The organism is Sediminicoccus rosea (assembly GCF_033547095.1).
Lineage (GTDB): Bacteria > Pseudomonadota > Alphaproteobacteria > Acetobacterales > Acetobacteraceae > Roseococcus > Roseococcus rosea.
In genome coordinates, this window is sequence record NZ_CP137852.1 from 3,346,925 (window position 1) to 3,366,790 (window position 19,866).

Consider the following 19,866-nt stretch of genomic DNA (forward strand, 5'->3'; position numbering starts at 1 on the left):
AGCATCCCATGACAGAGCCGATCGACCCGGGCGGGGGCTCCCCCGCGCCGGAGGCCACGCCATTGCCCGATCGACTGCCCATCGCTGGGCAGTCGATCGCCGCCTGCCGCGCCCTGGCCGCGCCCGTTACCGTCAATCGCGCCGCGCGCACCGTCGAGGTGGTGTGGTCCACCGGCGCTCGCGCGCGGAACTTCGTGCCCCCGCTCGGTCCCATCATCGAGGAGCTCGACATGCGGCCGGAGGCGGTGCGCATGGACGCGCTGCGCTCGGGCCGCGCGCCCGTCCTCGACACGCACCGCCGCGCCGGGACGCGGGATGTGCTCGGTCGCGTCACCGCCGCGCGCCTCGAGGCTGGCCGCGGCTACGCCACGCTGCAATTCAGCGGCGCGGACGACGTCGAGCCGGTCTGGCAGCGCGTCGCGGACGGCACGCTGCAGTCCGTCAGCGTCGGCTATCGCGTTCATCGCTACGAGCCCCGGCCCGACGCCACCACCGGCCAGACCATCCACCGCGCGGTGGATTGGGAGCCCTACGAGATCTCGATCGTGCCCGTCCCGGTGGACGCAGCCGCTGTCGTCCGTGGCGAGGGGGATCAGGGCACCCCCGCCACCGCCATCGAACCCGCCCTGACCATCCCCGAGGAACCACCCATGCCCGAAACGACGCCGGCTTCGCCGGATCCCGCGCCGGCGCCGCCCGCGCCGCCCACCATCCCGCCCCAGGAGATCCCCGTGACCACCACCGCCCCGCCCGAGCCCACGCGCGCCGCGCCGCCGGCGCCCGACCTGGACGCCATCCGCGCCGAGGCGGACCGCGCCGCCGTCGAGCGCATCGCCGCCTATGAGCCGGTGCTGGCCGCTGCCCGCGGCCTGGTGACCCCCGACATGCTCGACGCCATGCGCGAGGCCGCCATCCGCGACCGCATCTCGCCCGAGGTGCTGCGTGGCCGCCTGTGGGACGCCTTCGCCCAGAGCGCGCCGCGCCCCTCCCTGCCGGCGCGCCCAGAGACCGGCCCCGGCCAGGACGACCCGGCCAGCCTGCTCGACGCCATGGCCGAGGCGCTCGCCGCCCGCTCCATGCCCGGCTACCAGGCGCCCAGCACGGGCCCCGGCGCCGGCCGCCACGTCGAGTTCATGGGCTGGCGCCCCTCCGACATGATGGGCGAACTGCTCCGCGCCCGCGGCGAGCGCAACATCCCCCGCAACCCGACGGTCCTGGCCGAGCGCGCATTCCACACCACCAGCGACTTCCCGGCCCTGCTCTCGGCCGCGGCCAACAAGATGCTGCTGGCGGCCTATGCGCCGGCGCAGCCGACCTACCGCACGCTGTTCCTCCGCCGCGACTTCCGGGACTTCAAGCCGCACCGCCATCTGCGCGTCGGCGACTTCCCGAACCTCGTGGCGCTCTCCGAGAACGGGGAGATCCAGGCCGGCACCATGTCCGAGAGCCAGGAGCTCGTGTTCCTGCAGACCTTCGCCCGCCGCATCCGCGTGACGCGGCAGATGCTGGTGAATGACGATCTCGGGGCCTTCACGGACTTCGCCAGCATGATCGGCCGGCGCGTCGCCGACTTCGAGAACGCCACGGCCTACGCCCTGGTGAACAGCGCCACCGGTGACGGCCCGACGCTGGTCACCGGCGCCGCACCGGTCTTTGCCACCGGCGCCGCGCGGCTGAACAAGGCCACCGCCGGCACGCTGCTCGACCTGGGCAATCTCGCGCTGGGGCGGGCGGCGGTGATGCGCCAGCGGACGCTTGATGGGCTGCCGATCGCGGTGGGTTCCCAGATGCGCCTGCTGGTCGGGCCGAACCAGGAACTCGCCGCCCGGCAGCTCACCGTCTCGGTGCAGGCGACGCAGACCAGCAACGCCAACGTCTACGCCGGCTTCGTGCAGCCGCTGGTCGAGCCGCTGATCCCGGCGAACCGCTGGTACCTGTTCTCCGATCCCTTCGCGGCGCCCGTCTATGTCTACGGCTACCTCAATGGCGCCGAGGGCCCGCAGGTCACCACCGGCAATGTCCAGGGCGTGGATGGTGTGGAGGTCAGCGTGATCTTCGACTTCGGCGTCGGCGCCATCGATTGGCGCGGCGCCTGGTTCAATCCGGGGCTCTGATCCCGGCTTCCTTCCCACAACCATGACGACACGCGGGGCGCCCCATCGGGCGCCCTTCGTGTTTCTGAGGAGACCTCATCCCCATGCGCAACTACGTCCAGCCCGGCAACAGCCTGGCCATCGCCGTCCCCTATGCGGGCGGCATTCTCTCCGGCCAGGGCGTCCTGGTCGGCGCGCTGTTCGGTGTCGCCGCCGTCGATGGTGCGCAGAACGCCATCATCGAGGCCGCCACCCAGGGCGTCTTCGACATCACGAAGGAACCGGCGCTCGCCATCACCGCCGGCGCCCGCGTCTTCTGGGACAACACCAACCGGCGTATCACCAGCACCGCAGCCGGCAATTTCCAGGTGGGCATCGCCAGCCTGGCGGCACTGGCCGCGGACACCACCGTGCGGGTGTGGCTCAACCGTGTGCCGGCCCTCGGCACGTGAGTATCGATCCCAAGGCCACGCGGGGCTATCGCAACCGCAACCCAGGCAACATCGAGCATGTCCCGGCCAACAAATGGCAGGGGCTGGCCGACCCTCCCTCGGATGGGCGGTTCTGCCGCTTCACCAGCCATGAGTTCGGCATCCGCGCGCTGGCGGCGCTGCTGGTCACCTATCAGGACCGGCATAAGCTGCGCACGCCGCGGGCGATCATCGAGCGTTGGGCGCCCAAGGTGGAGAACGACACCGCCGCATACATCGCGGTGGTGGCGCGGCGGATCGGTGTCGGTCCGGATGATGCGATCGACCTGCATCGGCACGACCACCTGCGCCCGCTGGTGGAGGCCATCATCCACCATGAATGCGCCGGGCTGAGCTATCCGGCCGCGGTGATTGACCGCGCGCTCACCCTGGCCGGTGTACCGCCGGCGCAGCCCGCGACGCTGCGGGAGGTGGCGGCCGTCACCGGCACCGGGCGTGGTGCGATCCTCGTGGGCGCGGCGGGCATCGCCACCGCCGTGGCGCAGGCCGCCCCCGCGATCCAGGCGCTGGGCACGCTGGCGCCGGCCGTCGCCATCGCCGTCATCGTCGCCGCGGTGGTGGGCGTCCTCGCCTGGCGGCTGCGGCGGCCGGCGTGAACGCCTTTGCCGCGGCGATGGACGCGCTGGCCGCGGATCCGAACATCGGTGCGGATGCGAGCTATCGCGTGGGTGGGACCGGGGTTCCGGTCCTGCTCCGCGTGGTCCGCTCGGCACCGGACCGGCTTGGAGATGCCTTCGGCACCAGCGTGATCCAGGCCAGCGACGTCCTGACCGTCGCCATCGCCGTGCTGCCCGCGGTCGAGGCGGACGACACCTTCACCCTCGGTGCCGACACCCTGACCGTTCAGCATGCCGAGCGTGACGCCGCCGGCATCGCCTGGCGCGTCTTCTGCCGCCGATAGGAGCACCGCCATGATCGACCCGGAGCGCATCGGCGGCATCGTTGGCGAGGCATTGCTCGCTGGCGCCCTGGGTGCGCTCGGGGCGATGGCGCGCTTCTCCTCCACCGACCGACCGCTGCTGACCCGCGCCTATCTGCTGCACGCGCTGGCGGGCGGTAGCCTCGGCACCGGCGCCTGGCTCATCGGCCATGCCTTCGAACTCGATGGCTGGTGGCTCTTCGCGGTGGCCTGGCTGGCCGGGACCCTCGGCTATGCGGCGCTGCACGACCTGTTGCTGCGCGTCCTCAGCCGCAAGTTCGGCGGGCGCTGATCCATGCGGCTCGGCGCCAGCATCGTGGGCGATCTGCGCCAGGTGCTGGCGGACGAGGTGCGCGCCGGCGAGCGCGCCGCCATGACCGCGATCCGCGCCGAGACCGAGCAGGTGAAGGCCGAGCTGCGCCGGCAGGTGACCACCGCCTTCTCGGGCAACGCGCGCGGGATCGCCAATGCCTGGCGATCGATGGTCTTCCCGCGGAGCGGGCAGTCGCTGCGGCCGGCGGGGTTGGTTTTCACCAAGGTGCCGAATGTCATCGACGCCTTCGAGCGCGGCGCGCTGATCCGCGCCAAGGGCGGCAGGAAGTTTCTCGCCATTCCGACCGGCTTCAATGCGGCGCGCGGTCGGCGTGGCCGCGGTGAGAAGGGCATGCGCGTGACGCCGGCCCAGATGGTCGCCTCCGGGCAGGCCTTCCTGCGGCCGTTCAAGTCGGGCCGTGGCTTCGTTTGGTGCCTGCCCCTGCGGCAGGGCGAGCAGACCGGGCGGCGGCGGCGCACGCGATTGGTGGCGGGGGGTGTGACCGAGGTCGGCACCGCCAACCGCAAGGGCCGCGAGGCCTGGGCGCGCGGCCTGCTGGAACAGGGGATGGTGCCGATGTTCCTTCTCCTGCCGCAGGTGAAGCTCGCCAAGCGGCTGGATGTGCGCGGTGCCGCCGAGCGGGGCCTGCGCCGCCTGCCAGGGCGGTTTGTCGCGGCATGGGAACGCCAAAGCGGGAGGGCCGCATGACCATGCGCGCGCGCTTCCTCCTGCTGCTCGGGCTCGTCGTTCTGTCCTGGGCCGCCGTGCCCATCGGCCTGGCGCTCACCTGGGTCACGGGCCGCTTCTTCGCATCGATGCTGGGGTGGGCATGAGTGCGCGCGAGACGGCCATCGCCGCGCTGCACAGCCGGTTGGTCGCGTCGCTCGCAGCCCGGAACCCGGCGCCCATCGTGCTGCGTGGCGAGACCATCCCGCAACGCATCCCGGCTGGCGGCCTGGTGGTCGTTCGCGACGGCGAAGCGGTGGAGGAGACGCCCATCCTCTCCCCGCTCGCATGGCAGATCGAGTATCGCGCCGAGGTCGAGATCACCGTCGCCGGCGCCACACCCGCCGCGCGCAATATAATGCTCGACGCGCTGCTGGTGGATGTCGCTGCGGCGATCGCCGCCAATCGCACCCTGGGCGGCGCCGTCGAATGGGCACAGCCCGGCAGCGCGTCCTTCGAGGATGTCGAGTTCGAGGGGGCCGCAGCGGCCCGCGCTGCCGCCATCCCCATCACCCTCTGGTTCACCGTCGCCGGCTCGCCGCTGGCCTGATCCCGCTCCAGGAGAAAGCCCATGCCCCGTGCCATCGGCGCGAATTGTCGCCTGCTCATGCTGCCCGAAACCGTCTACGGCACCGCACCCGGCAGCAACTGGCGGCGCATGCCGTTCCTCTCCTGCGACCTCGGCGCTGAGCAGCCGCTACTGGATGCCGACGTGATCGGCGTCGGCAGCAACCGGGATCCGGCGGCACCCTTCCTCGACACGGTGACGGTCGCCGGCCAGGCGGTCGTGCCGGTCGATCTGATCAACATCGGCCATTGGCTGCGGCTGCTGCTCGGCGCGCCCACCACCACCGGCACGACGAACTTCATCCACACCTTCGGCTCTGGCGCGGCGTCGCTGCCCAGCAACGCGATGGAGATCGGCTATCCGGACGTGCCGTCCTTCGACGTCTGCACGGGCGTGCGCGCAGACACGCTGGAGCTGGACTTCACGCCGACCGGCGCGGCGACGGCGACCTTCGGGCTGCTCGGCCAGGGCTCAGTGCGCACCGGCGCGACGTCAGGCGGCACGCCGACGAGCGCCGCCTACACGGCGTTCAACAAGGCGCAGGGGTCGATCACCCGCAGCGGCTCTGCACTGGCGCAGGTCACCGGCGCGCGGCTCACCTATGCGAACGGCATGGAGGCGGTGCGCACCATCCGCGCCGATCGCCGGGTCGAGGGCGTGGACCCCGGGATCGCGCGCTGCACCGGCCAGATCACCGTGCGCTTCGAGAACACGGCGCTGCTCGCGCAGGCGCAGGCTGGTACCTCGGCGGAATTCGCCATGGCCTTCACCATCGACGCCAACCGCAGCCTGACCATCACGCTGCACGAGGTCTACCTGGCGCTGGCCAAGACGCCGATTGAGGGGCCGGCCGGGGTGGAGGCCAGCTTCGACTTCCGCGCCGCGTTCAACGCGACGGCGACGCGGATGATGACCGCGGTGCTGCGGAACCAGCAGGCCGGGACGGAATACGCGTGACGCTCGTGGCGCTGAAATAGCGAGGGTGCAAGCCTTGCCTCCTATCCGGCAACCATCGGCAAGGCTTCTGCACGGATTGTCCGCAGGGGAGAGATATAGGGCGAACGAGCCCACGAACGTGGCTGATTCGTTAGTGCGATCATGTGGACCACCTCGCTACCGCGCTCGGGTTGAACCATGACGCGGGCGAGACGGCGCCAGCCAGATTGCTGCAAGTTGCCCACCAGCATCCGACGAATGGCGTTCGTGGCGATGTCGGCCATCTGCAGGCCCGGTTCATTCTGCGAGGCGGCGAAATTGAGGTCCGCGAGAAGACGGTTGATGTCGAGCACGCTTTTGCGCGTGCGCGGCGAAGGGCGCGCGTGCGCAGCCAGGTAATCTGGCAGGCCTTCGCGGTCGCTCTGGAATGCACGGTCGAATGCCGAGTAGTCACACCAGTCGAGATGCGCCATCGGGTTCTGAAGCGACGAAGACTGAAGGAAGGGTTTGACCAGAAAGCTCCACAGGCTTTCCATTTCGGTTATCGGCTGGCCTTTCGCGTCCAGTGTCCAGGCCAGCGTACCCAGATCATCCGGACGTCGTTGCACGACGTACATCGTCTTCTCGCGAAGAATCGCTTCTAACAGCGCTGAGTATGAGACGAGTTGCACATAGCCTGGCACGCTAAGGCGACTAAGCCTCGAAGCCAAAGCGCGGGCCCCTGCCCAAACGTTGGGATGGTGCTCGGAAGTCAAGTTGGCTGTGATCTTCCGCGCTTGGATTTCTTGATGGTGGCGAATTTCCGATACGCGGTGGAGAGCCAAGTCGATTGCCGTGCATTCCACCAGTCCACCACAGTCAGCGAGGAAACCAAGGAAACGATCGACCTGCGCCTCGTCCAGTAGCCGTCCCTTGACCTCGCCGTTTTCGCTTGCCCAGGCGCTCGAAAGTCTCTTGAACTCAGCCAAAATCTGCGGAGTCTGAAGGCTCGGCAGAAGGACTGCGCCGACGGCAGAAACCGCAGGCTTTTTCGCTTCGCTGGGAACGGTGAAGGAGCCGCTTTCGTCTATAAATATATGCAAGGCTCGCTCCGTCCCTCAGGCAGCGCCTAATAGCTGGGCCATGAGGATGTCGAAATCTGCATTTTACTCGCCGGCCGACAACTTGATGGCGAGTGTCCGCCGGGTCGAAGCTTTCCGGTAAAGTCGAGCATGCAAACCCGCCATCCGGGCGACTTTTCTCGCATGAGCGACAAGCTGTCCAGGCAGGTCTTCTTGGGACGCTAAACGGAATTTCCCCGCGTTTGGCGCCGCGCCTTTGATCTGGGCGCGCCGGGGTGTTGGGCAGGCCCCGGTGTTGACGCTGTGCCTTGTGTTGCGCGCTTCCCTGGCCTGTGCCGACTCAGATCATTCCCCCAGACTCAGCCAAAGCGGAGAACCCAATGCTCACCCTCGACCTCCCGGTCGAGCCGTACTGGCTCGACCTGCCCCGCGGCGTCCGCGTGGAAATCCGCCCCGTCACCACCGCCGTCATGGCCGCCGCCCAGGCCGGCTCCGCCCGCCGCCTTGGCGCGCTGCGGGCCGCGGAGGCGGACCTCGACCCCGACATGGCCCGCGGCTTGGCCTTCGCGTTCCTGGTGAAAGCGTTGGCCCGCCACGCCGTCACCGCCTGGGAGGGCGTCGGCGACGCTGCCGGCAGGCCGCTGCCGCTCTCGCCCGAGGCGGTCGAGCGCCTGATGGACATGGACGAGATGGCTGCCGCCTTCTGGGACCGCGCCACCGGCCCCGTCGCCGCCGTGGCCCTGGAGGGAAACGGCTGAGGGCTCGGGCCGAATGGCATTTCGGCCAGGGCCCTGACTATTGCCGCGGCTGCGCGGCCCTCGATCGCGACTGTGGCCTCGCCTGTCCCTACGCCGCCCACGCGCCGGCCAGCGTCGAGGGCGCCGCAGCCTGGGCCGCCGGCACCACCTGCGCCACGGTGACCATGGCGGGCCTCGATCTCGATATGCCGGCCGCACTCGGCACCGCTCGCGAGATGGGCGCCACCGGCTGGGCGACGGCGGAACTGCTGCTCGCCATGCGCGTGGGCCTCGCCGCTGGCAGCGCCGCGCGGCGCACTGATCCGCCCGGGCCCTGACCACCCGACCAACGCAGGAGGCGTGACCCATGGCGGATAGCACGCGCCGCGTCTCGGTCCGGCTGTCGCTGGACGATGCCGCCCGGGTCAAGCAGGAACTGCGCGAAGTCGGCGAGACCGGCCAGCGCAGCTTGGAACGCATCCAGGGCGGCGCCGATCGCGCCTCCCGCGCGCTCGACCTGCTCGACGTCGCGGTGCGTGGCGTGCAGATCGCAGGCCTCGCCGCGGGCCTGCGCGCCGTGGTGGTGGCCGGCGACGCGCTCACCCAGTCCATGGGCCGGCTCAACACGGCCCTCGGCTCCGTCGAGCGTGCCGGCGAGATCTACGATCGGCTGTACCGCGACAGCCTGCAGACCGGCGTCGCCGTCCGCGAGAGCGTGGACGCCTTCGCCCGCTTTTCGATCGCGGCCCGCGAGATCGGCGCCACCTCCGACCAGGTCGCCACCCTGGTGGGTGGCCTGCAGCGCATCGCCATCGCATCGGGCGCTTCGCAGCAGGAGATCGCCTCCAGCACCCAGCAGCTCGCCCAAGCCCTGGCGTCGGGCACGCTCCAGGGCGACGAGCTCCGCTCCATCCTGGAAGGCCTGCCCACGCTGGCGCAGGCGCTGGCCCGCGAGCTCGGCGTCTCCATCGGCGAGCTGCGCAAGCTCGGCTCCGAGGGCAAGCTCACCGCCGACAAGGTCTTCCCCGCGCTGCTGCGCGCCGTCGAACGGCTGAATGGTGAGTTCGAGCGCGCGCCGCTCTCGGTCGGCCGCGCCTTCGGGCAGCTCACCGCCGCCGCCGACCAGTTCCTCGCCCGGCTCGACCAGGCGATCGGCCTGTCCAACGCGCTGGCGCGTGCGCTGTCCGGCGCCGCCCGCGTGCTGGACGGCGTGCGTCGCGGTTCCGGCCTGCTGCTCCCCTCCGAGCAGGAGGCCGACCGTCGCGCCCAGGCCGAGGCGCTGCGCGCCCAGATCGCCCGTCTCGAGGCCGAGAGTGACGGCCGCGACAGCCTGCGCTCGCAGCCCCGTCGTGGTTCGATCCAGGGCGGCCTGGTCGGGACCGGCCAGCAGCAGGCCGGCGTGGATCGCGCTGCCCGGCTGGAGGAACTGCGCCGCCAGTACGCCGAACTGCAGGATGAGATCACCCGCGGGGAGGCGGCGGCCGGCGAGCGCCAGCGCACCGAGCAGGAGAGCGCCGCTGCCCAGGCCGCAGAGGCGCGTCGCCGCCGCACCGCCGCCGATGCCGAGGAACTCCGCAAGGCGCTCGACGACCGCTTCCGGATCAACAGCGAATATGAGGACCGCGTCCGCCGCCTGCGCGAGGCCGAGGCCGCCGGCGGGATCACCACTGCCGACCGCACGCGCCTCGAAACCCTGGCGCTGCGTGAACGCGACGAGGCGCTGCGCCGCATCGAGGGCACCACCCGCCGTGTGGCCGCAATCCCGCGCCCCGACCGCGAGGCCGAGCGCGAGATCAACGACATCATCCGCGAACGCGAGCGGCTGATCCAGAACAACGAGAACGCCCAGGAGCGGTACACCCGGCGCCTGGAAACCCTCGGCCGGCTGGTGGAGCGCTCCGAGCGCATCGGCCAGCCCATCCCCGACGAGACTGTCTCGCGCGAGGCCAATGCCGCGCTGGAGGAGCTTGAGCGCAGCCAGCAGCGCGTTCAGCAGGCCACGGAGCGCACGAGCAACACGGCGCGCGAGCTGGGCCTGACCTTCTCCTCCGCCTTCGAGGACGCGATCATCAAGGGCGAGAGTTTTTCCAAGGTGCTGCAGGGCATCCTGCAGGACATCGCCCGCATCGTCGTCCGCCGCACCATCACCGAGCCGCTCGGCACGGCGGTGACCTCCAGCCTCAGCGGCTTTGACTTCGGCTCGATCTTCTCGGGGATCGGCTCGGCGCTGGGTGGGCTGTTCCGCGCCGAGGGCGGGCCGGTGGCGGGCGGCCAGCCCTATATCGTCGGCGAACGCGGCCCCGAATGGTTCGTGCCGAACCGCAGCGGCACGGTGCTGCCCAACGGCATGGCGCCAGGTGGCCCGGTGATCAACCAGAGCATCACCATCGACGCGCGCGGCGCCGATGCCGGCGTCGAGGCGCGGCTGCGCGTGCTCTCGGCGCAAATCGTCCGCCAGGCGAGTGCCGCCACGCTCGACGCCATCCGCCGCGGCGGCAGCGCCACCTCCATCGTGCGGGGATAGGGCCATGACGGAATACGCCTGGCCCGCCGTGCTGCGGCCGTCGCGGCTGAGCTTCTACCTGCAGCACAACACGCTGCGCTTTGTCTCCCCCGTCACCCGCGCCACGCAGGTGCTGCGGCGTGAGGGCGCGCGCTGGGTCGCCGAGGCGAGCTTCGAGCCGCTGGGGCGCGTCCAGGCCGGGGTGATGGACGGGCTGCTGGCGGCACTCGCCGGCTCGGCCAACACCGTCCGCATCTGGGACTGGCGGCGCGAATACCGCACCGGCGATCCGCGCAGCCAGGGCGATGTGCCGACCGGGCCCTACAGCTTCTCGGATGCGACCATCTTTACGGATGGGACGGGGCTGGTCGTCGGCTCTGGCAATCCGTCCCTGGCGGCCGGCGCGCCACGCGGGGCGCTGTCCATCGTCACTCAGGGCTGGTGGCCCAGTACCGTGGCGGTCGGCGCCGGCGACTACATCGGGCTTGGCGGGCGGCTCTACATCGCCACCGCTGCGGTCGCCGCCTCCGGGGCTGGGACCGCCACCGTTGCCATCGCACCGCCACTGCGCGCCGCAATGGTGGTGGGCGAGCCGATCATCCTGTCGCTGCCGAGCGTGCCAATGCGGCTGGTGTCCGACGACGAGGCGGCCAACCCGACGCGGCCTGGCCCCTTTGCCGCCGTCACCATCCGCCTCGAGGAAGCCCTCTGATGTTCGGCACCCCACGCCTCAGCAATCAGGCGGCCGCCGCCGCGACCGCGCCGATCGCCACGCCGGTGGTGCTGGTCGAGCTCGACTTCGCCACCGGCCCCTTTCGCGTCTGGACCGGGCTCGGGCCGCTGGACTGGGCCGGGAAGGTGTTCGAGGGCGCCGGCAGCATCGGCGCCATCTCCGATGTGGAGGAGACGGTGGAGCTGCGCGCCGTCCGGCTGACCCTGGCGCTGTCGCCCGTGCCGCAGGAGGTGGTGGATATCGCACTGGCCGAGCGGAGCTATCGCCTGCGGCCGGTGACGCTATGGGGCGCACTGCTCGATGCGCAGGGGGCCTTCGTGGCGGACCCGTTCCCGCTCTGGGCGGGGCTGATGGACACGATGGAGGTGACGGACGGCGCGGAGCCCTCCGTCGCACTGGCCTGCGAGAGCCGGCTGGTGGACCTCGAGCGGGCCGAGGTGCGGCGCTACACCGACGCCGACCAGCAGGCAGAATACCCCGGCGATCGGTTCTTCGAGTTCGTCCCGGCTCTGCAGGAGGCGGAGATCCGGCTGCCGATCCAGTGACCCGGCTGCCCGACTGGCCGGAGCGGCTGGCGGCGCTGATCATCGCGGCTGAGCATCGGCCCTTCGACGCGGCGTGCTGGAACTGCGGGCGCTTCGCCATGGCGGCGGTAGTGGCCTGCACTGGGCAGCGGCCGTCCTGGCAGCACCGCCCGACCCTCGCCGCGATGGCCGACACAGCGGGCTACCCGCGCGTCCCGGTGCCCTTCGCTCGCGCGGGGGACGTGGTGCTGGCCAGCGACCCCGATCGCCTCGGCGTCGTGCTCGACGCCGGCCGCGTCGCCTTCGTCGGGCCCGTGGGGCTGCTGCGCGCGCCGATCACGACCTGCGCCGTGGCGTGGCGCATCGGCTGGTGAGGGACTGATAGACCATGCCCGTCGCCATCCCCTTCATCGCCGCCGCGGCGGGAGCCGCTGCCTCCGCCGTCATTGGCGGCGGCGTTCTGGGCGCCGTGGCGGCCGCCGGCGCCGCCCTGGTGGTTTCCGCCGTGGGTGCCGCGGTCTTCCGCCCCAAGTCGCCCTCCGCCGCCCGCAGCGCCAACGTCACGCCAGGGACCGACACCGGGCCGGGCTCGGGCTTCGATCCGCGCACGCCCGGCGCCGGCCGAACCCAATCCTTCCGCCAGCCCATCACCGAGCACCAGATCGTCTTCGGGCGCTGCCGCACCTCCGGCCCCGTGGTGTTCCTGCATTCCGCCACCGATGATGAGGGCCGCGCCGACGGCTTTCTCCACGTCGTCGTGGTGCTCGCCGCGCATCGCGTGCGCGCCATCGGCGAGGTGTTCCTCAACGGCACCGCCTCCACCGACGCGAAGTTTGCCGGCCTGCTGCGGATCGACCGCGCGCTGGGCGATCCCGGCCAGGCGGCCAATGCCAACCTCGTGGCGGACACCGGCGGCCAATGGACGGCGGCCCATCGCGGCCAGGGCCGGGCCTATCTCGCCGTACGACTCAAGCTGCGGCCCGAGGCCTTTCCCTCCGGCGCGCCCAGCCTCTCCGCCATCGTCGAGGGTGCGGACACCATTCTCGATCCGCGCACCGGCGCCACCGGCTGGTCCGACAATCCGGCGCTGTGCCTGGCCTGGTACCTGACCTCGCCCTTCGGGTGGCGCGCCGCCTGGGCCGACATCGACCTGCCGGCGCTCATGGCCGCGGCCAACATCTGCGACGAGATCATGGGCCGGCGCGATGGCACCGCCGAGCGGCGCTACACCGTGAACGGCGCCGTCACGCTCGGCGAGGGCAAGATCGCCATCACCCGCAAGCTGGTGGCCGCCATGGCGGGCGCCTTGGTGGTTTCGGGCGGGCGCTTCTACATCCATGCCGGGGCGCCCGCGCTGCCGGCGGCGACACTCACCTCCGACGATCTGCGCGGCGACGTCACCATCGTGGGCTCGCGCCCGCGGCGGGATCTCTTCAACGGGGTGCGTGCTGTCTATGTCGAGCCGGCCGCCGCCTGGCAGCCCACCGACGCCCCGCCGCTGCTCGCCAGCAACTACGTCACCGAGGATGGCGGCGAGGCGATCTACCGGGACATGGAATTCCCGCTCACCACCTCGGCAGCGACGGTCCAGCGCCTCATGAAAATCGAACTGGAGCGCAACCGCCGCCAGCGCGAGGTGGCGATGCAGGCCAACCTCTCGGCGCTGCGCCTGCGGCCCTGGGATGGGGTAACGGTGGCTCTCGAACGCCTGACGCCTTTCCCGGCGCGGGTGACGGGCTGGGCGCTGGCGTCCGATGGCGGGGTGAACCTGCAACTGGCCGAGGAGGATCCGGCCGTCTGGGCGTGGAACCCGGCGACGGACGAGCGCGCAACGGGGCAGAACCCGTCCGTCGTGCTGCCGAACCCGGGCGTTATCGCAGCACCCGCCGCCATCCTGGTGGAGACGCCGCTCGGCACGACCTTCACGGCGATCGCGGTCTCGTGGTCCGCAGTGGGCTCGGCCTATCTCGCCGGCTACGAGATCGAGTTCCGGCCTGCCTCGGTGGCGGTCTGGCAGGGCTATGCAGGCGGCTTCGGCGCCACGGCGGTGGCCATCCCCACCGCGGAGCCCACCGCATTCCGGGTGCGGGCGCAGGCGCGCAGCGGAGCAGTGTCGGGCTGGCGCGAGGCGCTGGTGCCGGCAGCGGCCTCGGGTCTGGCCGCAACGGGCATCGCCGGCGGCGTGCGACTGTCGGGCGGCTTTCCCGCAGATGCTGTGCGCCTGCAGGTCTTCGAGGCCAGCAGCGCCAGTCTCACCGCCGCCACCAAGCTGGCCAGCGAGCCGACCGCGCTGCCGTGGGACCGCACCGGCCTCACCACCGTCCAGACCCGCTGGTACTGGCTCCGCAGCGTCTCGGCCGAAGGCAACGTCTCCGCCTTCGCCGGCCCGGTCACCGCCACCGCCCTCTGATCGGAGAACGCCATGCCGGCCCGCATCGATGACCTGCTGGTCCTCAACGCCAACCTCAACAAGAGCGATTTCGCCAAGTATCTGCGCGACCGCGAGGCCGTGCTGCCCAATGACTTCGGCGGGCTCGGCGATGGCGTGGCCGATGATCGCAACGCCATCCAGGCCGCCTTCGATCGCGCCGGCGCGGACCAGAAGTTCGCGATGATCCCGCCCGGCACCTGGAACGTCTCCGGCACCGTGACGCTGCCAGGCGGGGCGCGCGGCCTGATCATGCAGGGCACCATCCGCTACACAGGCACGGCGCCGACCAGCGTCCTCGTGCTCGGCGATGGCGGGACCATCCGCAACGCGGAGAAGCTCTACACCGGGCTAAACGTCATTCGGCAGACGATCTCCGATTGGTCCTCCGAGGCGGACATCGGCATCACCGTGCGCAACGTCGATGCCAGCCAGATCGAGCTGCGCCGCGTCGAGGGTTTCACCATCGGCATGCGCACGCTGGGCGATGGCCGCGGCGTCGAGGACAGCACCTTCACGCTGGGCCGCATCGTCAACAACCGCATCGGGCTCGATATCTGGTGCGCGACGGCCACCGCCTGGAACACTTCGGTCCGCTACTACGGTGGCCACTTCGCCCAGGCGACCGGGGTGAATGCGAGCCAGGATCGCTTCGGCGTGCGGTTCGGCAACGAGGCGGGCGCCTATTCCAACCACAATCGCCACGTCTTCGACGCGCCGAACTTCGAGCTGCGCCAGGCCGGCAGCAACTTCGCCATCCCCTTCCTGAACCAGACCTCGGGCTCCGCCGTCATCGCGCGCAACATGCGCATGGAGGCCTGCTCGCCACTGGCGGCGCGGCACACGGCGGGTGCGCAGGATTGCGAGTATGACATCGCCTGGACCAACACCTACCTGGTCGGCATCGACTACACCGCGACCGCGAACCGCTGCGGCAATGCGGTGATCAACCGGCATCGCGCGCCAGCATCGCGGTTTCAGCGCTTCCTGGCCGGCGTACCGAACACCCGCGCGGCGGCGTTCCGGCAGTCGGCGACGGAGGTCGGGGTGGAGGGGCTGATCACCATCGCCACCTCGACCACCACCGCGACCTTCATGGCGGATTTCTGCTTCAACGGGCTGACGGATGTGACGCCCACGGACCGTGCCGTGACGCTGGCGGCGAACCGTGGGCTCGGGTGGATGCTGGACACCTCGCAGGCGAAGGAATTCGCACTGGCGCATTGGCTGACGAGCGGCGCTTCGGGCGGGCGGTTGTTCGTGCGGGTGTTCGACGGGGCGGGGAATGTCCGCGAGGATATCGCGGGCGATGTGCTGGCCTCGATCACCACCATGCAATGGAACGGCCCGGCCAAGGGGTGGAACGCCGGCGCGCCGATGGACGATGCCAACTTCAATCGCCGGCAGACCATCCGCGTCGGTGCGTCCGTGGCCTATGCCCAGGTGGGCGTGATCGGCTTTGACGGGCCGATCGATTTGCAGTCGCTGCGGCTCTACGGGCTGCCGGAGGCGGCGCCTGCGGTGCTGAACGGCACGCCGCTGTTGACCGGGGCGCTGTTCGGCTCGGGGCGGCGGGAGTTTGCCGCGGAAGTGTCCTGGGATCTGCCGAGCATGGCGCCGGGGGCGACGGCGCTGATCGATGTCACGGTGAACGGCGCGCGGGCCGGCGATCTCGCGCAGGCGTCGCTGGTGTCGTCGACGCGGTTCATCGAGCTCGACGCAGCCGTGTGGTCGAACAACACGGTCAGGGTGATGGCGCGGAACATCTCGGGCGCGACGTTCGACCTGGCTGCGGCAACTCTGTCGGTGGAGGTTACCAAGCGGCGCATGGCATGACCTGACCTGCCGACGATGGATGGGATGCGCGTGCCCAGCCGCAACATCATTCTGGGCACGGACCATACCTCTTGCCCGGCCCCATGACCGCCGGCCTGGTAGCCACCGACGGGTTCGCCGCCATCCCCACCACGGTCCTCGGTCTGCCCCTCGTGCGGCGCCTGCGGCGATCCCCGCGTTTTCGGGTCCGGTTCCCCAGCGATGCGCAACATACGCCAGGGCGGCGCGCGAGGATGAAGCCAGCGGGCCACCGATCCACACGTCGGCAACGGCTGCGGTGGGCAACGCCCCCGCATCGCAGATCGCAGCGCTATGCCTGTGGCGCAAGCAACGCCGGCAACTCGGCAAGGCTGCGGATTTCGTAATCCGGGGCGCCGGGCAGCCGTTCGCGCCGCTGGCCATAGCGATTGCACCACACCACGCGCATGCCGAAGGCTGAGGCGGCATGCGCATCCCACGCGTTGGACGATTGGAAGGCAATCGCCTCCGCCGGCACACCGAGCCGTTCGACCGCGCGTTGATAGACGCGGGGATCGGGCTTGAAGTTGCCGACCTCATCCACCGAAATCGCCGCATCGAAGGCCCCGTCGAGCCCGGCGCTCTCGACTACACTCGCCAGCATGTCTGGCGAACCGTTCGACAGGATGGCTGTTGCAAAGCCCGCCTCGCGCAGCGCGCGGAGCACGCCGGGCACTTCGGGGAAGGTACCGAGCGTGCGGTACAGGTCCATCAGACGCTCGCGCAGTGGCCCTTTCGCCGGCAGGTCAAGTGTCTCCAGCGAGAAGTCCAGGGCGTCGCCCGTGACCTGCCAGAACGGTACGTAGCGCCCCTGCAGCCCGCGCAGCCAGGAATATTGAAGCTGCTTGTCGCGCCAAAGGGCGGTCAATGCACCGGCCTTGTCACCCAGCACATCGGCACAGCCGGCTGCCGCCGTAGCGAAGTCGAAGAGCGTGCCATAAGCATCGAAGACGCAGGCGCGGATACCGGTCAGCATGGCGCGATCAGACCAGCGTGCCGCGGATCGGATAATTCATCTCCTGGATGCGCTTCGCGCCGCGGGCGATGCCGGCAAGGTCGGGACGCGCGAAGGGTGCGTTCGAGATGTCGATCAGTTGCACCTGCCCGGCAGGGTTGATCAGGAACAGGCCAGGCTCCGCGAAGGGCCGGTCGGTCTCCTGCGGCGAGCGTGGATTCGAGACATAAAGCCCCAACGCCTGCATCTGCGCGATGGTCAGCCCGAAGCCGAGCGGAAAGCGCCAGCCGAATTCGGCATGATCGGCCGCGGCCTTGTCCTCCGGGTCGGCGGATACCGCCAAAACCGCGACACCGGCCGCCGCGAACTCCTCGGTGAGCTTATCGAGAGTGCCGAGATAGGGCTTACAAAGCGGGCAGTGCTTGCCGCGGTAGACGACCAGCAGGCGCCAGCCTTCCATCGCGGCGGGAGCGATCTCACCGCCGCCCAGGCGCGGCACGGTGATGGCGGGAAAGGACGCGCCGGCGGCGAGTTTCATGGTCTGGGTCACGATGCGGTCTCCTTGCGGGTGATGGCGTTCAGGCGGCAGCGTAGTTGGACGGGTACATCGCGCGCTTCGCTGCCTCGTCCGCATCCTTCTTGAAGGCGTGGTCCTTGCCCACGGCGCGCGCACGGGCCACCGCAGGTCGTGCATCGATGCCCTGGAACCAGCGCTTGATTTCTGGGAAACCAGCCAGTGGATCGGCTTCGCCCTTCATCACGCGCGATGCGCGGTCGATCCAGCCCCAGGCCGACATGTCGGCGATTGTGTAGCCGCCGCCCACAATGAATTCCCGTCCGCCGAGGTGATCTTCCAGCACCTGGTAGTGCCGCTCCGCCTCGCGCCGGTAGCGGTTGCGCGCATAGTCGAGCCCCTCGGGCGCGGCCCATTGGAAGTGCACGGCCTGGCCGGAGAAGGGACCGAGACCTGAGGCGATGAAGAACAGCCAGGAGAGCAACTCCGGCCGGTCCGCGGGCGTACCGAGGAACTGCCCGGTCTTGTCGCCGAGGTAGAGCAGGATGGCGCTGCTGTCGAAGACGCGCGCCTCGGTCCCGCCCGGCCCTTCCGTATCGACAATGGCCGGCACCTTGCCGTTGGGGTTGATGGCGCGGAAGGCAGCCTCGTGCTGTTCGCCCTTCATCGTGTCCACCGGCACGGTCTCGTAGACGAGGCCGGCCTCTTCCAGGAACAGCGCAATCTTGGCGGGGTTCGGCGTCGGGTGGAAATAGAAGCGGATCATGAGTGCGTCTCCGGCGTCAGGTCTTGGCGATGGTCGCGGCGGTCTGCCCGAACAGCAGGGCTGCCGAAGCGGCGCTGACCGTGGGAGCGGTGTTCACCTCGGCCGCGCGGGCATAGGCGCGCTCGGTCGCGGGGCGCGTCTTGATGGCGGCGAACCAGCGCGCCAGATGCGGGAAATCGTCGAGGCTCTGGCCCTGGCGCGCATGCGGCACGATCCAAGGGTAGCTCGCCATATCGGCGATCGAGTAATCGGCGCCCGCCATGAATGCGCGATCGGCCAGCCGCTTGTTGAGCACGCCATAGAGCCGCCCCGTCTCGTTGACGTAGCGGTTGATGGCATAGGGGATCTTCTCCGGCGCGTATTGGCTGAAGTGATGGTTCTGGCCGGCCATCGGGCCGAGCCCGCCCATCTGCCAGAACAACCATTGCAGTACCTCGGCGCGGCCGCGAACGTCGCTGGCGGGCGGCACGAAGTGGCCGATCTTGTCCGCCAGATACAGCAGGATGGCACCGCTTTCGAACAGTGACACCGGCGCGCCACCATCGGCGGGCGCATGGTCGACGATGGCAGGGATACGGTTGTTCGGCGCGATCGCCAGGAAGTCGGGCTTGAGTTGGTCGCCGGCCGAGATATTCACCGGGACGATGCGGTAGGGCAGGCCCGCTTCCTCCAGGAACATCGTAATCTTGTGGCCGTTCGGCGTGGTCCAGTAGTGCAGGTCGATCATTTGGTTTGCTCCGTGACAGGGGGATCGAGGAGGGCCAGCACCTGGCGAGCGGCGCCTCGCAGCAGGGCCGGTTCCGGCTTGCTGCGCGCCAGCACGCGCAGGCCCATCACGGTGGTCAGCAGCAGCCGCGCGAGGTCGCGCGCGCGCGGTGCCGCGGCAATGCTCCCATTGCGCTGCCCTGCGAGGACGCAGCGGTGGAAGAATCCTTCCAGCTCATCAAGCCGCGCGGCGATGACGGCACCGACCTCCGCATCATGCGGCGCGACTTCCAGCGCGGAATTGACCAGCAGGCAGCCGCGCGGATCGGCGAGCGAACGTGCCACGATCTCATTCAGGAAGGTTTCGATGGCCACGCGCGGTGTCTGCCTCGCTTCCAGGCGCTCGATCCGCTCGCGCATGTTCCGGTCGAGGTAACGGTCGAGACACAACGCGAACAGCGCGTGCTTGCTGCCGAAGGCGTTGTAGATGCTCGCCGGCACAAGCCCCATGGCCTCACCGAGGTCCCGTACCGAGGTCGCGGCGTAGCCCTGCCGCCAGAAGAGGTCGGTGGCAGCGTCGAGGACCTTGGTGTCGTCAAACTCACGGGCGCGCGCCATAGCGAGCGGCACTCCTATTCTGGAGCGGTCGTTCTAGAATATTTCTGATCGCCCGCAAGCGCCGAAATTTCTGCCTAGCCTGCGTAACCTTCCGTCAATTCCCGCCGAACGATCGACCCGCGAACGCGCTGGTGCCGCCAAGGAAAAGGCTGACATGTCGCAGCTGCTTCGCCCCTTCTCGCTGCGGAGTGCGCGCCCCGGTCCGACGCCGCCTTCTCCGCGGCGCAGGCCGCCGGTGGGCCATGGCACGCGAGAGCGCGGCCGCATCATCGGCGTGACTGCCGCGACGCAGATCCGCCACGTGATCTGACCCGGCGGCCATGATGGCGAGAAACATCGCCGCGCCGATGCTATCCGTGGGTGTCGCAAAGCGGCGGGTGCCATAAGCGCACGGTCGGTGTCGCTGTCACACCGCAGGGATC

Annotated in this window: 24 protein-coding genes; 18 read left to right on the plus strand and 6 right to left on the minus strand. The window is 70.1% G+C overall.

The features are described from left to right. Positions 1-8 precede the first annotated feature (8 nt). From R9Z33_RS16165 to R9Z33_RS16205, 9 genes are all read left to right on the plus strand, one after another. The gene (locus R9Z33_RS16165) at positions 9-2,114 is read left to right on the plus strand and encodes a prohead protease/major capsid protein fusion protein (RefSeq protein WP_318647608.1); all 2,106 of its coding nucleotides are present in this window, start codon (positions 9-11) and stop codon (positions 2,112-2,114) included. Positions 2,115-2,197: 83 nt separating this feature from the next. Beyond that, positions 2,198-2,545 carry a DUF2190 family protein gene (locus R9Z33_RS16170; RefSeq protein ID WP_318647609.1) on the plus strand — a complete coding sequence of 116 codons (348 nt, stop codon included), beginning with the start codon at positions 2,198-2,200 and terminating at the stop codon, positions 2,543-2,545. After that, positions 2,542-3,180, plus strand: a complete 639-nt coding sequence (locus R9Z33_RS16175) for a structural protein (RefSeq protein ID WP_318647610.1) — start codon at positions 2,542-2,544, stop codon at positions 3,178-3,180. The genes R9Z33_RS16170 and R9Z33_RS16175 overlap by 4 nt, the downstream gene beginning before the upstream one ends. Next, a complete protein-coding gene (locus tag R9Z33_RS16180) occupies positions 3,177-3,485 on the plus strand; it encodes a head-tail joining protein (protein WP_318647611.1) in 309 nt (102 codons plus the stop codon). Before R9Z33_RS16175 ends, R9Z33_RS16180 begins: the two co-directional genes overlap by 4 nt. A 10-nt stretch (positions 3,486-3,495) precedes the next feature. After that, positions 3,496-3,795, plus strand: coding sequence for a hypothetical protein (locus R9Z33_RS16185; protein WP_318647612.1), 300 nt, complete (start codon positions 3,496-3,498; stop codon positions 3,793-3,795). A 3-nt stretch (positions 3,796-3,798) separates the two neighbouring features. Beyond that, positions 3,799-4,524, plus strand: a complete 726-nt coding sequence (locus R9Z33_RS16190) for a DUF6441 family protein (RefSeq protein WP_318647613.1) — start codon at positions 3,799-3,801, stop codon at positions 4,522-4,524. Next, complete coding sequence (locus R9Z33_RS16195) at positions 4,521-4,649, plus strand: hypothetical protein (protein ID WP_318647614.1); 129 nt, start codon at positions 4,521-4,523, stop codon at positions 4,647-4,649. The genes R9Z33_RS16190 and R9Z33_RS16195 overlap by 4 nt, the downstream gene beginning before the upstream one ends. After that, entirely contained in the window at positions 4,646-5,092 is a 447-nt protein-coding gene (locus R9Z33_RS16200; RefSeq protein WP_318647615.1) for a hypothetical protein, read from the plus strand. The genes R9Z33_RS16195 and R9Z33_RS16200 overlap by 4 nt, the downstream gene beginning before the upstream one ends. 21 nt (positions 5,093-5,113) lie before the next feature. Beyond that, positions 5,114-6,067, plus strand: a complete 954-nt coding sequence (locus R9Z33_RS16205) for a phage tail tube protein (RefSeq protein WP_318647616.1) — start codon at positions 5,114-5,116, stop codon at positions 6,065-6,067. Positions 6,068-6,108: 41 nt separating this feature from the next. On the opposite strand, the gene R9Z33_RS16210 is transcribed toward R9Z33_RS16205, so the two are convergent. Further along, positions 6,109-7,128, minus strand: a complete 1,020-nt coding sequence (locus R9Z33_RS16210) for a DUF3800 domain-containing protein (protein ID WP_318647617.1) — start codon at positions 7,126-7,128, stop codon at positions 6,109-6,111. A 359-nt stretch (positions 7,129-7,487) separates the two neighbouring features. Between R9Z33_RS16210 and R9Z33_RS16215 the strand changes: the two genes are divergently transcribed. The 8 genes from R9Z33_RS16215 to R9Z33_RS16250 all read left to right on the plus strand — a co-directional run bounded on the left by R9Z33_RS16215 (position 7,488) and on the right by R9Z33_RS16250 (position 15,868). Continuing rightward, entirely contained in the window at positions 7,488-7,865 is a 378-nt protein-coding gene (locus R9Z33_RS16215; protein WP_318647618.1) for a hypothetical protein, read from the plus strand. A gap of 164 nt (positions 7,866-8,029) precedes the next feature. Then, positions 8,030-8,182, plus strand: a complete 153-nt coding sequence (locus R9Z33_RS16220; protein WP_318647619.1) for a hypothetical protein — start codon at positions 8,030-8,032, stop codon at positions 8,180-8,182. A gap of 29 nt (positions 8,183-8,211) precedes the next feature. Next, positions 8,212-10,368, plus strand: a complete 2,157-nt coding sequence (locus R9Z33_RS16225) for a tape measure protein (RefSeq protein ID WP_318647620.1) — start codon at positions 8,212-8,214, stop codon at positions 10,366-10,368. A 4-nt stretch (positions 10,369-10,372) separates the two neighbouring features. Continuing rightward, a complete protein-coding gene (locus R9Z33_RS16230; RefSeq protein ID WP_318647621.1) occupies positions 10,373-11,059 on the plus strand; it encodes a hypothetical protein in 687 nt (228 codons plus the stop codon). Further along, complete coding sequence (locus R9Z33_RS16235) at positions 11,059-11,625, plus strand: hypothetical protein (RefSeq protein ID WP_318647622.1); 567 nt, start codon at positions 11,059-11,061, stop codon at positions 11,623-11,625. Before R9Z33_RS16230 ends, R9Z33_RS16235 begins: the two co-directional genes overlap by 1 nt. After that, entirely contained in the window at positions 11,622-11,978 is a 357-nt protein-coding gene (locus tag R9Z33_RS16240; protein ID WP_318647623.1) for a DUF6950 family protein, read from the plus strand. Before R9Z33_RS16235 ends, R9Z33_RS16240 begins: the two co-directional genes overlap by 4 nt. Before the next feature lie 14 nt (positions 11,979-11,992). After that, positions 11,993-14,014: a phage tail protein gene (locus tag R9Z33_RS16245; protein ID WP_318647624.1), complete on the plus strand. Its 2,022-nt coding sequence runs from the start codon at positions 11,993-11,995 to the stop codon at positions 14,012-14,014. Positions 14,015-14,026: 12 nt separating this feature from the next. Continuing rightward, entirely contained in the window at positions 14,027-15,868 is a 1,842-nt protein-coding gene (locus R9Z33_RS16250; RefSeq protein WP_318647625.1) for a hypothetical protein, read from the plus strand. A 310-nt stretch (positions 15,869-16,178) separates the two neighbouring features. Here the strand turns inward: R9Z33_RS16250 and R9Z33_RS16255 are convergent, their stop codons facing one another. Genes R9Z33_RS16255 through R9Z33_RS16275 form a run of 5 tightly spaced genes read right to left on the minus strand, consistent with a single transcriptional unit; the run spans position 16,179 to position 19,444 of the window. Beyond that, complete coding sequence (locus tag R9Z33_RS16255; RefSeq protein WP_318647626.1) at positions 16,179-16,862, minus strand: haloacid dehalogenase type II; 684 nt, start codon at positions 16,860-16,862, stop codon at positions 16,179-16,181. A 7-nt stretch (positions 16,863-16,869) separates the two neighbouring features. Further along, entirely contained in the window at positions 16,870-17,391 is a 522-nt protein-coding gene (locus R9Z33_RS16260; RefSeq protein ID WP_318647627.1) for a redoxin domain-containing protein, read from the minus strand. 28 nt (positions 17,392-17,419) lie between these two features. Then, on the minus strand, positions 17,420-18,121 hold the full coding sequence (locus R9Z33_RS16265) for a glutathione S-transferase family protein (RefSeq protein WP_318647628.1): 702 nt from the start codon (positions 18,119-18,121) through the stop codon (positions 17,420-17,422). Between the two features lie 16 nt (positions 18,122-18,137). Next, positions 18,138-18,848: a glutathione binding-like protein gene (locus R9Z33_RS16270; protein WP_318647629.1), complete on the minus strand. Its 711-nt coding sequence runs from the start codon at positions 18,846-18,848 to the stop codon at positions 18,138-18,140. Next, on the minus strand, positions 18,845-19,444 hold the full coding sequence (locus R9Z33_RS16275; RefSeq protein ID WP_318647630.1) for a TetR/AcrR family transcriptional regulator: 600 nt from the start codon (positions 19,442-19,444) through the stop codon (positions 18,845-18,847). Before R9Z33_RS16275 ends, R9Z33_RS16270 begins: the two co-directional genes overlap by 4 nt. Positions 19,445-19,598: 154 nt before the next feature. Between R9Z33_RS16275 and R9Z33_RS16280 the strand changes: the two genes are divergently transcribed. Next, a complete protein-coding gene (locus R9Z33_RS16280; protein WP_318647631.1) occupies positions 19,599-19,754 on the plus strand; it encodes a hypothetical protein in 156 nt (51 codons plus the stop codon). The last annotated feature ends 112 nt before the right edge of the window (positions 19,755-19,866 follow it).

What these genes read in the sequence shown, in the direction of transcription:
- R9Z33_RS16165 (WP_318647608.1), top strand. Translation starts at nt 9, where the DNA reads ATGACAGAGCCGATCGACCCGGGCGGGGGCTCCCCCGCGCCGGAGGCC.
- R9Z33_RS16220 (WP_318647619.1), top strand. Translation starts at nt 8,030, where the DNA reads ATGGCGGGCCTCGATCTCGATATGCCGGCCGCACTCGGCACCGCTCGC.
- R9Z33_RS16190 (WP_318647613.1), top strand. Translation starts at nt 3,799, where the DNA reads ATGCGGCTCGGCGCCAGCATCGTGGGCGATCTGCGCCAGGTGCTGGCG.
- R9Z33_RS16225 (WP_318647620.1), top strand. Translation starts at nt 8,212, where the DNA reads ATGGCGGATAGCACGCGCCGCGTCTCGGTCCGGCTGTCGCTGGACGAT.
- R9Z33_RS16205 (WP_318647616.1), top strand. Translation starts at nt 5,114, where the DNA reads ATGCCCCGTGCCATCGGCGCGAATTGTCGCCTGCTCATGCTGCCCGAA.
- R9Z33_RS16200 (WP_318647615.1), top strand. Translation starts at nt 4,646, where the DNA reads ATGAGTGCGCGCGAGACGGCCATCGCCGCGCTGCACAGCCGGTTGGTC.
- R9Z33_RS16270 (WP_318647629.1), bottom strand. Translation starts at nt 18,848, where the DNA reads ATGATCGACCTGCACTACTGGACCACGCCGAACGGCCACAAGATTACG.
- R9Z33_RS16245 (WP_318647624.1), top strand. Translation starts at nt 11,993, where the DNA reads ATGCCCGTCGCCATCCCCTTCATCGCCGCCGCGGCGGGAGCCGCTGCC.
- R9Z33_RS16230 (WP_318647621.1), top strand. Translation starts at nt 10,373, where the DNA reads ATGACGGAATACGCCTGGCCCGCCGTGCTGCGGCCGTCGCGGCTGAGC.
- R9Z33_RS16215 (WP_318647618.1), top strand. Translation starts at nt 7,488, where the DNA reads ATGCTCACCCTCGACCTCCCGGTCGAGCCGTACTGGCTCGACCTGCCC.
- R9Z33_RS16280 (WP_318647631.1), top strand. Translation starts at nt 19,599, where the DNA reads ATGTCGCAGCTGCTTCGCCCCTTCTCGCTGCGGAGTGCGCGCCCCGGT.
- R9Z33_RS16255 (WP_318647626.1), bottom strand. Translation starts at nt 16,862, where the DNA reads ATGCTGACCGGTATCCGCGCCTGCGTCTTCGATGCTTATGGCACGCTC.
- R9Z33_RS16265 (WP_318647628.1), bottom strand. Translation starts at nt 18,121, where the DNA reads ATGATCCGCTTCTATTTCCACCCGACGCCGAACCCCGCCAAGATTGCG.
- R9Z33_RS16250 (WP_318647625.1), top strand. Translation starts at nt 14,027, where the DNA reads ATGCCGGCCCGCATCGATGACCTGCTGGTCCTCAACGCCAACCTCAAC.
- R9Z33_RS16195 (WP_318647614.1), top strand. Translation starts at nt 4,521, where the DNA reads ATGACCATGCGCGCGCGCTTCCTCCTGCTGCTCGGGCTCGTCGTTCTG.
- R9Z33_RS16185 (WP_318647612.1), top strand. Translation starts at nt 3,496, where the DNA reads ATGATCGACCCGGAGCGCATCGGCGGCATCGTTGGCGAGGCATTGCTC.
- R9Z33_RS16170 (WP_318647609.1), top strand. Translation starts at nt 2,198, where the DNA reads ATGCGCAACTACGTCCAGCCCGGCAACAGCCTGGCCATCGCCGTCCCC.
- R9Z33_RS16235 (WP_318647622.1), top strand. Translation starts at nt 11,059, where the DNA reads ATGTTCGGCACCCCACGCCTCAGCAATCAGGCGGCCGCCGCCGCGACC.
- R9Z33_RS16275 (WP_318647630.1), bottom strand. Translation starts at nt 19,444, where the DNA reads ATGGCGCGCGCCCGTGAGTTTGACGACACCAAGGTCCTCGACGCTGCC.